The sequence below is a fragment of the Streptomyces tanashiensis genome (assembly GCF_014648895.1).
GTDB lineage: Bacteria > Actinomycetota > Actinomycetes > Streptomycetales > Streptomycetaceae > Streptomyces > Streptomyces tanashiensis.
On the sequence record NZ_BMRZ01000023.1, the window covers coordinates 43,496 to 59,421 of the forward strand.

At 74.2% G+C, this 15,926-nt stretch carries 9 protein-coding genes; 2 read left to right on the forward strand and 7 right to left on the reverse strand.

Features of this window, described 5'->3' with window-relative positions; genetic code table 11:
* Nucleotides 1-57: 57 nt before the first annotated feature.
* A complete protein-coding gene (locus IE237_RS37565) occupies nucleotides 58-4,536 on the forward strand; it encodes an aminotransferase class I/II-fold pyridoxal phosphate-dependent enzyme (RefSeq protein ID WP_229843950.1) in 4,479 nt (1,492 codons plus the stop codon).
* Complete coding sequence (locus IE237_RS37570) at nucleotides 4,536-5,327, forward strand: class I SAM-dependent methyltransferase (RefSeq protein WP_189806689.1); 792 nt, start codon at nucleotides 4,536-4,538, stop codon at nucleotides 5,325-5,327. Before IE237_RS37565 ends, IE237_RS37570 begins: the two co-directional genes overlap by 1 nt.
* Here the strand turns inward: IE237_RS37570 and IE237_RS37575 are convergent.
* The 7 genes from IE237_RS37575 to IE237_RS37605 are packed head-to-tail and all read right to left on the reverse strand — an operon-like array spanning nucleotide 5,318 to nucleotide 15,924.
* Nucleotides 5,318-6,589, reverse strand: a complete 1,272-nt coding sequence (locus tag IE237_RS37575) for a beta-galactosidase (RefSeq protein WP_189806690.1) — start codon at nucleotides 6,587-6,589, stop codon at nucleotides 5,318-5,320. The two genes, IE237_RS37570 and IE237_RS37575, sit on opposite strands and share 10 nt — an antisense overlap.
* A complete protein-coding gene (locus tag IE237_RS37580) occupies nucleotides 6,586-7,680 on the reverse strand; it encodes a glycosyltransferase family 4 protein (protein ID WP_189806691.1) in 1,095 nt (364 codons plus the stop codon). The genes IE237_RS37575 and IE237_RS37580 overlap by 4 nt, the downstream gene beginning before the upstream one ends.
* Nucleotides 7,667-9,319 (reverse strand): phospholipid carrier-dependent glycosyltransferase, encoded by a 1,653-nt coding sequence (locus IE237_RS37585; protein WP_189806692.1) that lies wholly within the window; start codon nucleotides 9,317-9,319, stop codon nucleotides 7,667-7,669. Before IE237_RS37585 ends, IE237_RS37580 begins: the two co-directional genes overlap by 14 nt.
* On the reverse strand, nucleotides 9,316-10,188 hold the full coding sequence (locus tag IE237_RS37590) for a PIG-L deacetylase family protein (RefSeq protein WP_189806693.1): 873 nt from the start codon (nucleotides 10,186-10,188) through the stop codon (nucleotides 9,316-9,318). The genes IE237_RS37585 and IE237_RS37590 overlap by 4 nt, the downstream gene beginning before the upstream one ends.
* Nucleotides 10,170-12,014, reverse strand: a complete 1,845-nt coding sequence (locus IE237_RS37595; protein WP_189806694.1) for a glycosyltransferase — start codon at nucleotides 12,012-12,014, stop codon at nucleotides 10,170-10,172. Before IE237_RS37595 ends, IE237_RS37590 begins: the two co-directional genes overlap by 19 nt.
* Nucleotides 12,011-14,473: a lipopolysaccharide biosynthesis protein gene (locus IE237_RS37600; protein WP_189806695.1), complete on the reverse strand. Its 2,463-nt coding sequence runs from the start codon at nucleotides 14,471-14,473 to the stop codon at nucleotides 12,011-12,013. The genes IE237_RS37595 and IE237_RS37600 overlap by 4 nt, the downstream gene beginning before the upstream one ends.
* Nucleotides 14,470-15,924 carry a glycosyltransferase family 4 protein gene (locus tag IE237_RS37605; protein WP_189806696.1) on the reverse strand — a complete coding sequence of 485 codons (1,455 nt, stop codon included), beginning with the start codon at nucleotides 15,922-15,924 and terminating at the stop codon, nucleotides 14,470-14,472. Before IE237_RS37605 ends, IE237_RS37600 begins: the two co-directional genes overlap by 4 nt.
* Nucleotides 15,925-15,926 lie beyond the last annotated feature (2 nt).

Consider the following 15,926-nt stretch of genomic DNA (forward strand, 5'->3'; position numbering starts at 1 on the left):
CTATCCGCGTCCAGGGCGCTACCCACGGCGTCCGACCCGGCAAGGGGGCGGTCGACGATGGCGGTGGGCAAGCCGAACCGGACGCCCGTCATGTCCGGGGCACTGCGCCGCTGGACCCTGGTGTACCTCCTGATCGTGACCCTGCTGACGGTCGCGTACCTGCAGTTCCCCGCCCGCCACACCGTCCTGTGGGCGCTCATCGGGCTCAGCGGCGTCGTCGCCATCCTCGTCGGCGTCCGTCTGCACCGGCCCGCCCGGCGCTGGCCCTGGCTGGTGCTCGCCGCCGCCAACCTCACGTTCGTGGGCGGCGACACCGCCTACAACGCCCTGGAGGCCTTCTTCGGCCAGACCAGACCCTTCCCGTCGGTCGCCGACGCCCTCTACCTGGCGACCTACCCGCTGTTCGCGATCGGTCTCCTCGGGTTCATCCGCTACCGGTCCGCCGGCCGCGACCTCGCCGTCCTCCTCGACGCGCTGATCCTCACCTCGGGTCTGGCGCTGCTGTGCTGGGTCTACCTCATCAACCCGCTCGCCCGGAGCGAGGAGATGAACTGGACCGAGAAGGCCATCTCCATCGCGTACCCCCTCGGCGACGTACTGATGCTCGCGATGCTCGCCCGGCTCCTCGTCCCCGGAGGGCTCCGCTCCCGGTCCGTGCAGCTCCTCACCCTCGGCACCTGCGGCATCCTGGCCTCCGACGTCATCTACAGCATCCTCCAGCTCAAGGGCACCTGGCAGGTCGGCACCCCCTGGGACCTCGGCTGGGTCGTCTTCTTCACCGCCTGGGGCCTCGCCGCCCTGCACCCCTCCATGACCGGCCTGACCGAGCGCGCCCCGGAACCGGCCCCGCGCATCGCCGAGCGGCGGCTCGCCCTGCTCGCCGGAGCCTCCCTCGTCGCCCCCGCCCTGCTGCTCCTGCAGTCGCTGCGCCACGACCAGAGCAAGGACATCGCCGTCATCGCGATCTTCTCGGCGATCATGTTCCTGCTGGTCCTCGCCCGGCTCTGGGGCATGATGAACGACCACGGCAAGGCCGAGGCGCGCGAACGCAGCCTCAGGGTCGCCGCCGCCTCCCTCGTCGCCGCCCTCAGCCCCCGCGAGGTCGCCGGAGCGGTCGAGACGGCCTCCGCCACCCTCTTCGGCCCCGGCACCTCCCACCGGGTCCTCCTCCTCACCCGGGACCGCCGAGAGGGCCTCACCGCCGTGGCCACCGCGGAGCACCCCTGGAGCTGCCGCACCGACGAGCTGATCAGGCCCCGCGGCACCGACTGGCCCGACATGGTCGCCGAGGGCGCCCGGCTGCTCCCGCTGACCCGGCTCGACCCTTCCGTCGCCGCCGAGATCACGCCCGAGACCCACGTCCTGCTCTGCCCCCTGGAGCTCCAGACCCCGGCGGGACGCGAACCGCTGCTCGGCGTCCTCCTCCTCGGAGGGCCCGAGAAGAAGCTCCAGGAGATCTCGGGCCCCGCCCAGTCCCTCGCCTCCCAGGCCGCCCTGGCCCTCGAACGCTTCGGTCTCAGTGAGGAGGTCAACCGCCGCACCAGCGAGGCCTACTTCCGCACCCTCGTGCACAACACCTCGGACGTCATCCTGATCGTCGACGACGACGACACCGTCCGGTACGCCAGCCCCTCCGCCGAGTCCGTGTTCGGCCGCTCCCTCCTCCCGGGCACCCCCCTCGCCGACCTCCTCAGCCCCGCCGACACGGCGAGCGCCCTGCGCCTCGTCGCCGACGCGCGGGCCCGCGGCGCCGCCGACGCGCGGGACGACTGGAAGCTGCTGCACGGCGGCTCCGACGAGCTGGAGGTCGAGGTCCGGTGCAGCAACCTGCGCGACGAGCGCACCGTCCACGGCCTCGTCCTCACCCTCCGGGACGTGACCGAGCAGCGGAAACTGGAACGGGAACTGACCCACCGGGCGTTCCACGACTCCCTCACCGGGCTCCCCAACCGCGTCCTGCTCCTCGAACGCATCGAGCGGGCACTGCTCCGAGGCCGCCGTGAGTCCACCCTGACCTGCATGCTCTTCGTCGACCTCGACGACTTCAAGGTCGTCAACGACACCATGGGGCACTCCGTCGGGGACGAACTCCTCGTCGCGGTCGCCCGCCGCCTCACCTCGGTCCTGCGGCTCACCGACACCGCCGCCCGGCTCGGCGGCGACGAGTTCGCCGTCCTCATCGAGGGCGCCCGCGAGCCCCGGGACGCCGAGGCCCTCGCGGCCGAGATCGTGCACACCCTCAGCCAGCCGTTCCACCTCACCGACGGCGCCGTCTCCGTGTCGACGAGCGTCGGGATCGCCACCGTCCTCGACAGCGCGCACGCGGAGGAGCTCCTCGGCCACGCCGACCTGGCCCTGTACGCGGCCAAGGCCGCCGGCAAGAAGCGGTGGCGGCTCTTCCACCCCGAGCTGCACTCGCGGCTCGTCGCCCGCCACGAGCTCCAGGCGGGCATGGACACGGCCATCGCCGACCACGCCTTCGCGCTGCGCTACCAGCCGATCGTCGAGGTGGACGGCGGCGCCCCGGCCGGACTCGAAGCGCTCATCCGCTGGCCGCACGCCCGGCGCGGCATGGTGCCGCCCGACCAGTTCATCACCCTGGCCGAGGAGAGCGGCCACATCATGCCGCTGGGCGCCTGGGTCCTCGAACACGCGGCCCTCGACATCGCCCGCTGGCAGCGCTCCCACCCCCGCCACACCCCGCTGCGGGCCAATGTGAACGTCTCCGCCCGGCAGTTCCGCGACCCCGGGTTCCTGGAGGAGGTGCGGCGCGCCCTCCACTCCTCCGGGCTCGCGCCCGGCTCGCTGGTCCTGGAGCTCACCGAGACCGTCCTCATGCGCCAGGACGCCCAGATCCGGACCACCATGGCCGCCCTCAAGGAGCTGGGCGTCGCCATCGCCATCGACGACTTCGGCACCGGTTTCTCCTCACTCAGCTATCTGCGCGAGTTCCCCATCGACATCCTCAAGGTCGACAAGTCGTTCATCGACGACATCACGACCGACCCGCAGCAGGTGGCGCTCGTGGAGGGCATCGTGCGCATCGCCGACGTCCTCGGCCTCCAGGTCGTCGCCGAGGGCATCGAGCACGAGGAGCAGCGGTCGCTGCTCGCCGAGATGGGCTGCCGGTACGGGCAGGGCTACCTCTTCGCCCGCCCCATGACCGCCCACCAGGCCGAGTCCTATCTGCACCGCGCCCCGCCCGCCGCCACCCGGCCCGCCGCCCGTCCCCTCGTCCGGGTCGCGGGACCCGACCCGGCCGTCCGCGGTCTCCGGCCTCCGCGTGAGTCCCGCTGGCGCGACCTGGAACACCTCCAGCGGACCAGCCTCATGTGCGACGCGGTCATCGACGAGGTCGAGGGCCGCCGGATCCGCGTCGGCGACGACTGGCTCGTCGACTTCGCCTCCTGCAACTACCTCGGCTTCGACCTCGAACCCGCCATCATCGAAGCGATCGAGCCCGAGGTCCGGCGCTGGGGCACCCACCCCAGCTGGTCCCGCCTCATCGGCAGCCCCCGGCTCTACCCCCGCATCGAGGAACGGCTCACCGAACTCCTCGGCGCCCCCGACACCCTGCTGCTGCCCACCATCACCCTCATCCACCAGTCCGTCATCCCGCTCCTCGCCGGCACCGGACAGGTCTTCGTCGAGGCGCAGGCCCACCGCACCGTGTACGACGGCTGCGTCGGCGCCCGGGGACAGGGCGCCGAGATCCACCGCTTCCGCGCCGACCGGCCGGACGAGCTGGCGGCGCTGCTGCGCGGCGCGCCCGGCGACGCCGGCCGGCTCGTCTGCATGGACGGCGTCAACAGCATGACCGGCAACTTCCCCGACCTGCCCGTCCTGGCACGGATATGCCGGGAGAACGGCGCCCTGCTCTACGTCGACGACGCCCACGGCTTCGGAGTCATCGGGGAGCGCCGAGCCGGCGAGAGCAGCCCGTACGGCTCGCGCGGCAACAGCATCGTCCGCCACCTCGGCGAGACCTACGACAACCTGGTCCTGGTCGGCGGCTTCTCCAAGGCCTTCTCCTCGCTGCTCGCCTTCCTCGCCGTACCGAAGTGGCTCAAGGACCACCTCAAGGTGGCGGCGGCCCCCTACCTGTACTCGGGGCCCTCTCCGACCGCCTCGCTCGCCACCGCCCTCGCCGGACTCGACCTCAACGACGAGCGCGGGGACGAGATCAGGGCCCGCCTGTACCGCATGACGGCCCGCGTCCTGGCCCATCTGCGGAGCCTGGGCATCGCCACCCCCAACACGGACGGCCTGCCCATCATCGAGATCCCGCTCGGCGACGCCGAGGACCTCGACGCCGTCGCCACGTTCCTCTGGGAGCACGGCATCTACGTCACGCTCGCGTCCTACCCGCTCGTCCCGCGCGACCGGGTCGGCTTCCGCATCCAGATCACCGCCGCCAACACCGACGAGGAGATCGAACAGCTGTGCGCCGCCCTCACGGAGCTCGCCGCGCGTTTCGCCCTGCAGCCCGCCACGGCCACCCCGGCCGTCGCGGCGGGCCGGCCCGCGGAGGACTGATGGACCGGACCCCGCCGAGCCCGCCACCGGCGGGCCGGATACGCCGCAACCGGGACGCCGACTGGAACGCCTGGCCCGTCGACGACTACCTCGCCGAGAACTACCGCAGACTCCACCCCTGCGACATCGGCGTCATCCGCCACCACGCCGCCGTCTACCGGCGCTTCCCCCCGGACAGCCTCGCCCGCACCCTGGAACTCGGCGCCGGCCCCAATCTGTACCCGCTGATGCTCGCCGGCGCCGCGAGCCGCGGCATCGACGCCGTCGAACCCAGCGCCGCCAGCGTGCGCTACCTGCGCGAACAGCTCGACCACGGCATCGACGACAGCTGGCGGCCCTTCTACGCCCTGTGCCGTTCCCTCGACCCCGACCTCCCCGCCGAGTACGCGGAGGCGCTCCGCCGGGTGCGGGTGGTCCGGGGCACCGCCGACGACCTGGCCCCCGGCGCCTACGACCTCGCCTCGATGAACTTCGTCGCCGAGAGCGTCACCGAGGACTTCGGCGAGTTCACCGCCGTCTGCGACGCCTTCGTCCGCGCCGTCCGACCCGGCGGTACGCTCCTCGCCGCGTTCATGGAACGCATGCCGAGCTACCGGATCGGCACCGGACCGGTCTGGCCCGCCTGCCCCGTCGACGAGACCGCGCTGCGGGCCGTGTTCGTCCCCCGCACCACCGGATTGCGGGTCGTCCGGCTCGCGAAGGACCGCACCCTGCCCGAGTACGGGGACACGGGGGTCCTGCTGCTCACCGCCGAACGGCCGGGCACTCCCGCGCCGCCGGTTCAGGGGTGACGCCGGATCGTCTCCGCGTAGTCCGCGAGCGAGGAGCCGGGCGTCCCGTCGTACAGCTGCCGGTCGAAGGCCCACATCATGCCTTCGAGACCGCAGGAGGCCATCTGCCGGTACGCCGTCTCCGTCACCCCCTCGTAGTACGGGGCGATCTGCGGCCCCGCGCTCTCCCCCGCGATCCGGCTGAAGCCGGCGCTCCGGGCCACCGCCACCACCCAGCGCGCCGAGGACCAGTCGCGCACCGCCGCGTCGTCGGGCGCCGTGACGTCGACCCGGGCGTCGCCGGGCACGCAGCCGTTGTCCCGGGGGGCGCCCGTGCCGTCCACCAGGGCGGTGGTCACGATCCGTACCGTGTCCCGGTGCGCGACCAGTCCGAGCGTCAGGAAGAAGCCCGTGCCGCTGCCGACGAGCCGGATCGACGGCGTGCCGACGAGCCGGGCGTCGAGGGCCGCACGCAGGTCCGAGGGGTAGAACCCGGAGCCCGGCACCAGGATCTTGAGCTGTCCCCGGTACCCGAGCGAGGTGTAGAGGCCGAGCTGCCAGTTCACGGCCCCGGCGAGGGCTCCCGCGTACCACTCGTACCAGCGGGACACGTCCTCCCGGGTGAAGGAACGCCCGTGGTACGTGCGCTCGCCGGGCCGCCATCCCGGGAACGGGGAGCTCGCCTGCGCATGGCTGTCGTACGCCCAGAACTCCGCCCGTCCCTCGCTCTCCGACTGCGGTGCCGGGTAGGCGAACTCGCCGTTCTCGTTGACGCCGACGCGCACGGCCCAGAAGTTGCCGAGGCCGATCAGCCGGTCCACCGCGCGCGCGTAGCCGGCGATGTGCTCCCGCACGGGCTCGCTGAACACGATGTTCGGCATGGTGGACCGCCCGCCGAACTGGTTGATGTAGACCGACTCCGGGAAGGCGTCCGGCAGCCAGGACGGCGGATGGTTGAGCCCCAGACCGGCCTCGACGCGCAGTCCCGCGTCACGGAAGGCGTCGAGCCGGTCCCGTACCTCGCGCGCGTACTCCTCGTCGTACACGCCCTGCTCCGGTTCGAACCTGCCCCAGTCGATCTGCAGGTGCGCGACCCTGATGCCGTGCTCGTACTCGGTGCCCGCCCGGTCCTGATCGGTCTGGAGGGTGCCGTACCAGTACCGCTCCGGCGGCGGATCCTCGCGCCGCAGCCCCCCGAACGCCCCCACGAGCAGCAGGAGTACCGCGAGGACCACGAGCGCGGTCGGCCCGCCGCGGGCCCGCGGCGGCCACGGCCCCGTCATGACAGCAGCTCCCGGTAGAGCGCGCCGTACCGCGCGGCGAACGGCTCGGGACCGAAGTGGTCCTCGACCAGGGCCCGGCCCCGCTCCGCGAGCATGTCCCAGGAGCGCGGCTGGCCGAGCAGCCACGCCAACTGCTGTCCGGTGCGGCGCCCGTCGCCCGCCGGGGCCCGCAGCACGGCGTGGCCGAAGTCGGCGAACTGGGGGAGGTCGCTGAGGATCGAGGGCCGTCCCGAGGCCAGCGCCTGGAGCACGGTCAGCGGGATGTCCGCCTTCCCGCCGAGTACGGCCGGCGGGAACAGCAGCACCTGGACGGAGGCCAGCAGGGCGTGCATGTCGTCGACGTACCCGAGCACCTCGACGTCGGTCAGCCCGGCGGCGCCGGCCCGCTCCCGAAGCGCCGCGTCGAGGGCCGCGGTGTCCTGCCCGGGCCGTCCCCGCATCGCCAGCACCAGCCGGAACCTGGCCCCTTCGTCGTGGGCCTCCGCCGCCGCCTCGATCGCGGTCTCCGCCCCGCCGTGCCGATCGTGGTGTCCGGCGAACAGGACGGTGGGGACACCCTCGGGGCGCGGCAGGTACGGCCACTCGTCGAGGCCGATCATGGGCGGGACGACGCGGACGTCGCCGAAGTCGGCGGCCCGCAGCCGGCGGGCCATCGACTCGGACAGGGCGACCGTGGTCCCCAGGGGCCGGGTGTGCCGGAGGTAGCGGTTGTCCATCACGCCGGGCACGGTGTGCACGACCGGCCGTCCGCCGATGAGCAGCGGGCGGAGCCAGGAGAAGGCCGGGAAGGTGCGGCCGATGGTCAGGAAGGCGTGCACGAGGTCGACCCGGCGGGCGAACAGGGCTCCGGCGAGCGCGGACTGCACCCGCTCGGGGATGTGCGGCACGCCGTCCCGGGAGAGGACGCGGACCGGTCGTCCCCGTTCCGGAGCGGCCTGCCGGCCCCTCGGCCACTGGGTGAACCACACGAACTCCACACCGGGCAGCGCGTCGAGGACATCGGAGGCCAGCCGCACGTCACAGCCCTCCGACCCGTCCAGCGGACTGCTGGTCAGGAGCAGGACACGGGGCCGCCGCTCACCGTGGCGCATCGGACACCTCCGCGGCGGCCGGTCCCGGCGCCGGGAGCAGCGGCCCGGTCACGGCGGAGCCGGGCACGACGAGGTGCGTGAGGTCCGGACCGGGCAGCGGCGAGGGCAGCCGGTACAGGGCCAGCGTGCCGTACATGGGCCCGTGGAAGGCGACCAGGGGCCGCAGCCCGTCCGTCAGCCGCCGCACCTCGGCCAGGGAGGAACGGCCGTAGCCCTGCTCGATGACCCGCCACGGCACGACCAGGTAGTCGGCGTCCGCCGCGGCCCGCTCGCCGGGCGTCACCCAGTGGCCGAGCCGGTAGGTGCCGTCGAAGACCCAGCTCGTCACGCCCCGGGTCCGCTGTCCGTCGACCGTGACGATGCCGCTGCCCGCCGGCACGTGCGTGAGCGCGTACACCCGGAGGCGTTCGAAGCCGTCGTCGGGTGTCCACCGGTTCTTCGCGTACACGGCGGCGGGCGTGGCGAGCACGGCGAGCAGGACACCGCCGGCCAGGACGCGCAGTCCGAGGCGGTGCCGGGAAGGCACCGGCACGGTCACCGCGAGCGCCACCAGGTTCGGTACGAAGAGCAGGTAGAGGGCCTGTTCCTCCAGGGTCCCGATGGCCAGCGCGTACCCGAGGGTGACGATCGCGGAGGCGTGGAAGAGGGTGAGGAGCCGGTACACGGGCTCCTTGCGCCGCCACAGCAGCACCAGGGCCACCGGGGTGAGGGCGAGCAGCAGGTAGGTGCCCGCGTAGTCCGGGAGTTCGGCGAGGAGCCGGCCGGTGAGCGAGGGCGTGCCCTCCGCGTTGAATCCGGTCTCCTGCACCACCCCGGCGAGCCGCCGCACCCCGGCCGTCTTCGCCTCCCAGAACTCGTCGAAGTGCCCGAAGCCGGCGACGAGCGCCACGTACACGGCGTACGACAGCACCGTCACCGAGAGGGTCAGCGCCACCAGACGCCGGGGCGGGCCCCAGCGGAGGAGCAGGGCGGCGAGCAGCGGCAGCACGGTGATCAGGGTCGCGTGGTCCTTCGTCAGGACCGCGAGCCCGAGGAACAGACCGGCGAGCAGGGCCCGGGCGCGGGGCCGCGAGGGCGGATCCGCGCGGGCCAGTCCCACCAGGACCAGATAGCCGGCGAGGATCCACATCATCGTGGCGGTCTCCAGGAGCACCCGGTCGTTCTGCCGGATGCAGAACTGGTCCAGGGCGAACACCAGCCCGGCGACCGCGCCCGCGCCGCGCGAGCGCACCCGGGCGACCAGGAACACGAGGAGGGCCGCGGTGACCCCGGCGAGCAGGGAGTTGAGCACCCGTGAGGAGTGCACGCCCGCGATGATGCCCGCGTGCTCGCCGACGAGCTTCGTCCAGCCCGCCTCCAGGTAGAAGTAGCCGGGCGGGTGGAGGAAGAACAGACCTTCGGAGGTACGGGGGAAGCCGCCCGCGGCGGCGCTCTCGCCGAGTTGCCGGTAGATCGGCTCGTCGATGAACACGTCGCCCGCCCGCGCGCTCTCCACCAGTCGCAGCGTCACCGTGAGCAGCGCCGCCACGGCCGCGTACACGAAGGCCGGCACCGGCCCGCGCGGCCCGCGCGGACGCGGGGACGCCGACGCCTGCGGTGTGGTCCTGGCGCGCGCACGGACGGTGTGGGGGACGGTCACGGCACACCCCCGGCGGCCCGCGCCCGGGTGCCGGGCAGCCGGCCGGTGGTGCGGGGCACGGTCTCCGGACCGGCCTCGGGCAGCAGGTACACCTCGGGCGCGCAGGGGATGCGTCCGCCGGGGAAGAGCGCGTCGGCCTGCGTCCGGTAGCCCCGGATCAGTTCCGCCTTCCGGTCGAGGTTCCGCTCCCAGGCGCGGGCCACCAGCCGGTGCCGGCGGGTGAACTCCGTGTCGGCGGCGGACGTCTGGTTGTAGGGGAAGTCGCTGTAGTACACGACCCGGCGGCCGCTGCGCTCGGCGGCGGTGCGGACCAGGACGTGGTCGGCGTGCCCGCCCACGCCCAGCGGCGCGAGCACCAGGCCGCCGGAGCGGCTGGGCAGCAGCGCGTCGATGGTCTCCCCGACCACGCCCAGCGTCTCGGCGTCGTGCGCGGAGACCCGGCCCCGGGACAGGTGCAGCCGGTACGTCGGGTACACATGGGTCAGTTCGGGCAGCAGCCGGGCCAGGCGTCCGGTGCCCGGGCGGGGCCGCGGCAGCCGTCGGAACAGCCCGTCGACCAGGCCGACATGGCGCCAGTCGACGCCGAGCAGCTCCAGGACCCGCCGGTCCTCCGCGCGACGGTCGGCGAACAGCTGCTCCGCGTCCCCGGCCCGGGTCTGCTTCAGGTACTGCCGGGCGGAGAGGGTGTACGGCGGTGGCGCGGCCTCCGTGAACAGCGAGGCGACCGTCACCGGGGCCCGCCGCCCCGCCCAGCCGAGGAGCGCGCCGCAGGACAGGACGGCGTCGTCCAGGTGCGGCGAGAGTACGAGCATCGGGACACCGGAGCCGACGACGGTACGGACGAAACCGGTCAGCGGGTCGTCTGCCATGACGCACCCCTCCTCCGCGGCCGCCGCACGGCGGCGGGTGAGTCCAGAAGCCGGTGGGCCAGGGCCAGATAGCGGCCCGTCATCTCGTCCCACGTGTAGTGGCGCGCCGCGATCCCGGCGCGGTGGCCCAGACGGCGGCGGAGCGCCGTGTCCGTGGCCAGCTCGGTCATGCGCGCCCCGAACGCCGCCACGTCGAACGGCGGCACGGCCACGTCGCCGCCGTCGCGCATCCAGCGCAGCGCGGGCAGGTCGAAATGGAGCACGGGCTTGCCGTACGACATGCCCTCCAGGGCCACCAGACCGAAGGTCTCGTGCCGCGACGGCATCACCAGGAAGGCGCTGTCGCGCAGCAGCTGGCGCTTGCGCTCCTCGTCCGCGAAGCCCACCCAGTGGATCCTCGGCTCCGGACCGCGGGTGTGCGCGGCGACGAGCGCGGCGAGCCGGCGTTCCTCGGCGGGGGTGCCGCTGCCCGCGAGCAGCAGGTCGAGCGGGGGCCGGGCCCGGTCGTAGGCGTCGAGCAGCAGGTCCAGGCCCTTGACCCACGTGTCGATCCGGCCCAGGAAGAGGATGAACTGTCCGGCCCCGAGCAGGGACTCGTCGAGCCGGCGCTGCTCCACCCCGTTGGGGATGACCTGCACGTCGGCGCGGGGGCTGAGCCTGCGGATCGCCGATCCGTCCGCGGCGTTCAGCGCGACGATGTGCCGGTAGCAGCGCAGGCCGAGCCGCTCGACCAGGAAGAAGGGAAGGTGGTAGCGCCGCCACAGCGCCTCCGCGCTGCGGCCCTGGTCGATGCCGACCACGGGTGCGCCGGTCGCCAGCGGCAGGAAGCTCGTCGAGAACGGGGGAGTGAAGCTCTCCAGCCACAGGTCGTGGCGGATCCGGCGGGCCACGAACGGAAGCGCCGCGAGGAACAGCAGCTGCCCGGCGCGCGGCCCGGCCCGGCCCACCGGCACCCGGACGTACCGGATGCCGTCCCGGTCCTCGGAGCCGCCGCGCCGACCCGCCGTCACCACGGTCACCCGGAAGTCCTCGGCGAGCCGCCGCGCGACCTTGCCGACCACCAGCGCCCCGCCGCCCCGGTAGTCCGGGTTGTCCGCGTCGTCGTAGATCGACACCACCACGTGCGGCCGGTCCCCGGCCGCGTCGCGCTCGGGCACGGCGGCCGCACGTTCCCTCTCGCGCACCTCGTCGAGGATCCGTTCCAGGGCCGTGCCCGCCACCAGGGACGGGGCCCGTTCGCCGTCGAGCCGCGCGATCCTCGGCAGCCGCCGCGACCAGTTCCGGTAGCGGGCCCACCACGCGGTCGGCGATCCCGCGATCTCCTCCCAGCCGCGGCCCCGCAGCGCCTCGGGCCCGGTCTCCAGCAGCAGGGTCAGAGCGTAGCCGTCGGCGATCCGGCGGTAGGCGGACGCCGCCCCGGACGAGGCCGGCAGGTCGAACTTCACGAGGCCGTCCAGCGGCCCGCGGTCCGTCACGACCACCGCCTGCCCGCCGTGCGCCCGCGCCCGCACGAGCAGCCGGGCCCCGGCGATCCGGGCCGCGAGCTCGCCCGCGTCGAGGAACGCGTGGGCACGGCGCAGCCGGGGTCCCCGGCGCTCGGGATCCGAGGCGCGTCGTGCCCACTCGTCCTCACCCGGTTCTCCCGTCTCCCGCACGTGGGGCGGAACCGGGAACCAGCGGCACAGGAAGCAGCCGTAGCAGTGGGTGGAGACCACGGTCACCCCGCGCTCGCGGAGCAGCGTCGCGAGCCGGCGCACCAGCGAGGACTTGCCCGCGCCGTCGGGTCCCGACACCGCGACAAGGAGTGGACCTCGGAAGGTCGTCATGGCACCCGCCTCCGCAGCTTCTTGGCCATCACCAGGGGGACCCGCAGGGACGCCTCGCGGGTCGCGGCCCGGACCCGGCCCGCTCCCAGGAGGTGTCCGGAGTGCTCGGCCCCGGCCCGGAGGGAGGTCCCCACGGGCAGCGGCAGCGGCAGCGGGACGGGTTCGCCCCGGTCGAGCCGCGCCATCGCCTCGACGGCGACGGAGAGCGCCGCACGGCCGCCCGCGCTCCAGCCTTCGCGGGCGGCCTCCAGGCGGGCCTCCGCGAGCACCTCGGGGCGCAGCAGCGGCCGCAGCGCGAGGAGTTCGGAGAGGTCCAGGGTGAGGTTCTGGAAGAGGGCGTGCGCCAGCCAGATCCGCAGCCGGTCGGACGGACACGGCGTCAGCCAGGCGTATCCGTCGGCCTCGCCGGGGGCGTGCTCCGGCCGCCCGGCGCGCGCGAAGAGCCGTTCGGTGGGCACCACCGGCACCCCGAACCACGAGACGGAGCCGTGCAGATGAGCCGCCGGGCCGTGCGGGGGTTCCAGGAGCACCTTGCTGGTCCGCTCCAGCCAGTACGTCGTGCGGTGCGCGTACCAGCCGTCGAGCGCGGCCTGCGCCGCCCGCAGCCGGCCCGGCGGCACCACCAGGTCGAAGTTCCCGTACACGTAGTCGCCCGCGAGGTCGGCCTTGATCAGCACGGTCGGGATGCCCGCGGCCCGCAGCCGGGCCGTGGACTCCAGGAGGTTGCGCCGGAAGAGACCGGTCGCGCTCTCCACCTCTTCGAGCGTCGCCGCGAGCTGCCGGGGGTACGCGCGGGCGAGCCGGCCCTCGACCTGGTTGCGCCGGGCCGCGGTCAGCGCGCCGTGCAGCTCCTCGTCGGCGGCGGGCCGGACCCGGCCCCGCCACACGGCGTCGACGAGCAGCGGCACAGTCCGCTCGTCGTGGACCGCGGCCCGTGCCACCGGTCGGTCCGACACGACCGGCGTCCATGCCCCCGGCCTGCCGGGGCCGGACTCCGGGGCCGGGACCGGGGGCGCCGGCCCGTCACCGTCCTCGGCGGCGTCCGCCGCCGGAACGGGCGAGCCGCGCCGTCCGAAGAAGCGCCACAGCGCGACGACCGTGACCGCCACGGCGGCGCCGAACCAGGCGAGGGTGTACGGGCGGAGCAGTACCATCGCCCCGGCGAGCGCGAGCAGGGGCAGCACCACCCGGCCGAAGGGCCGCTCGGCCACCCCGAAGCCGTGCCGGCGGGCGTGCCGCACGGCCAGCAGCACCAGGGCGGTGACCGTCCCGCACAGTCCGCCGATCGCCATGCCGAGCACGCCGCCGGTGATCCAGCCGGTGACCAGGGCCGTCACGTACGCGGCGAGACCGGCGAGGAGTGTCCGCATGCACCCGAAGTCGTCGACGGCCTGGGCGAAGGTGACGAGCAGGGCGAGCGCGCCGAGCGCCAGGCCCGACGTCGCCGTGCAGGCCATCAGGGTGGAGACCATCGAGTACCCCGGCGGGAAGATCGCGGTGAGCAGCGCGCCGGGGGCCGTCGCGGCCACCACCGTCAGCGGCAGCGCGACCGTGAGGTACATCCGCAGCGCGCTCGCCGTCAGCGGATCGCCCGCCCGCCGCCGCGACAGCGCGGGCAGGAAGGCGATGGAGACGGCACTCGCGAGGAAGAGCGGGACCCGGCCGAGCATCACGGCGGCCTGGTAACTCGCGGCTGCCGAGCGGTCGGTGGGCAGCATGGCGACGAGGACGATGTCCACGGCGGCGAGCATCGCGACCACGCCCTGGAGCGAGGCGACGCCCCTCGCCCGTCGCCACAGCTGCCGGTCGGCGCTCACCGCCCGCCACGGGCGGCGCGGCACGCCGCGGAACCGGTGCGGTCGGAAGAACACGTACGGCAGGACGGCGATCCCGAAGGCCGCGAGGGCGCCCGTCTCGCCCATGCCGAGCGCGATGACGAAGAACAGTCCCACGCCGAACTTGAGCGCGGCCTCCAGGGCGGTGAGGACGGCGAGGGTCCGCAGCCGTTCGGTGCCCTGGAGCCAGCCCGCGCTGACCCGGGTGACGTACACGGCCATGGTGCCGCCCGCGATGACCAGCGTGGTCGCCGCGCTCGCGAACTCCATGGACACGGCCGCCACCACGACCGCCGCCACGGTGCCGCCGGCGAACGCCGTGACCACGGCGAAGCGGACCGCCTCGCCGCGCTCGGTGTCCGAGTGGGCGCGCGCCAGCGCCTGCGCCAGCATCCACGGCACGGTGACCACGGCCACCGCGGCGGTGCACACGATGAGGCCCTGGCCCGCGGCGAAGGTGGCGTACCCGGAGACGTCGAGGAGCCGCGTGAGGATCAGGGAGTACGCGTAGTTCAGCGCGCCGACCACGACGACGGCGGTGGCGATCCAGCGTGCGCCGTGCACCGCCGTGACCTCGTCCTGCGGGACGAGCGTCCGGGAGGTGACGGAGCCGGCGGGATTCACGGCCGCCGCCCCGGGGCCCGGCCGGCGGCGGACCCGTCGCCGGGCTCCGCCGTACCGAGCAGGACGTCGTGCCCGTTCGCCAGGGAGATGTCCGCCTCGGCGACGTCGAGGCGCTGCAGGGCGCTCAGCGCCCGCACCTCGTCGCAGCCGTGGAGGAGCAGCCGGAAGGCGTCCCCGTCACGCTTCCAGGCATCGGTCTGGCGCAGGGAGCTCCGCACCGCCCGCTCGGTCCCGTCGGGATCGGCGGAGGTGAAGCGGGTGAGGACCGACAGGTCGCTGGCGGAGCGGCGCGAGCGCCGGTGGCGGTGGATGCGCTGGATGTCCTCCAGGACGACCTGGGCGAGCCGCTCGGCGCTGGCGTCCCAGGAGAACGCGGCGGCCCATGCCTGGCACCGGAGCGCGGCGAGGCGCCGTGCCTGCGGCGTGGACAGCGCGTCGAGCGCCGCCGCGACGCCGTCCGCGAGGTCGGCTCCGGGGTCGAGCAGCCAGCCGTTGACACCGGGCCGGATCGCGTCCCGCAGACCGGGTACGTCGAAGGCGAGGGCGGGGGTGCCGACGGTGTTCGCCTCGATGACGGCGAGGCCCCAGCCCTCGGCGACGGACGGCACGACCGTCAGCCACGCGTGGTGGAAGAGTTCCTGCTTGCGCTCCTCGGTGACGTGCCCGTGGAAGACGACGGCGGAGCCCACGCCGAGTTCGGCGGAGAGCTTCCGCAGGCGCTCCGCCTCGGGGCCGTCCCCGCACAGGTCGACGCGCAGCTCCGGCCGGCGGCGCAGCAGCGCGGGCACGGCACGGAGGATCAGGTCGACCCGCTTCTGCGGGACGAGCCGGCTGACGACGGTCAGCGCGGGGCTGTCGGAGCGGTGCCCGGCCGGGGCCGCGGTGGGCGCGGGGCCGGGGCGTCCGTTGGGGACGATGTGGATGGGATTGCCGAAGCCGAGTTCGCGCCGGGCGCCCTCGCGGGTGGAGGGCGAGACGACCACCACCGGCCGGCCCCGGTACACCCGTCGGCTGACCTGCTTCTCCAGGAGCCGGCCCACCGAGTTCAGGGGCCAGCGGAAGCGGGTGTCGAACTGCCGCTGGTGGATGTGGTGGATGACGCAGATGTCGGTGGTCCACCGGGGGGTGAACAGCGGGGAGAAGAACGGGATCCCGTTCTGGAAGTCGACCACGGCGTCGTACGCGTGACGGTTCCGCAGCAGGTGGGCGCCGGCCGCCGCGTACACCCCGAACGTGCCGCCGCCGCGCACGATGCGGATCCCGTCGCGGTACTCCCGGGCACGCGAGCCGGGGTACCGCGACGAGACGAGGGTGACGTGGGCTCCGGCCGCCGCGAACCGCCGGGCGATCTCCCAGCAGTACGCCTCGGCTCCGCCCGCGTCGGGGTGCGAGGGGTCGCGCCAGTTGAGGAAGGCGAGGTCGGTACGGGCGAGCCGGTCGAGTGCGGTCATCG

Bases quoted from the DNA above. Each gene is read 5' to 3' on its own strand.
- IE237_RS37575 (WP_189806690.1), bottom strand. From the start codon at position 6,589: ATGACGGGGCCGTGGCCGCCGCGGGCCCGCGGCGGGCCGACCGCGCTC.
- IE237_RS37590 (WP_189806693.1), bottom strand. From the start codon at position 10,188: ATGGCAGACGACCCGCTGACCGGTTTCGTCCGTACCGTCGTCGGCTCC.
- IE237_RS37605 (WP_189806696.1), bottom strand. From the start codon at position 15,924: ATGACCGCACTCGACCGGCTCGCCCGTACCGACCTCGCCTTCCTCAAC.
- IE237_RS37580 (WP_189806691.1), bottom strand. From the start codon at position 7,680: ATGCGCCACGGTGAGCGGCGGCCCCGTGTCCTGCTCCTGACCAGCAGT.
- IE237_RS37565 (WP_229843950.1), top strand. From the start codon at position 58: ATGGCGGTGGGCAAGCCGAACCGGACGCCCGTCATGTCCGGGGCACTG.
- IE237_RS37595 (WP_189806694.1), bottom strand. From the start codon at position 12,014: ATGACGACCTTCCGAGGTCCACTCCTTGTCGCGGTGTCGGGACCCGAC.
- IE237_RS37570 (WP_189806689.1), top strand. From the start codon at position 4,536: ATGGACCGGACCCCGCCGAGCCCGCCACCGGCGGGCCGGATACGCCGC.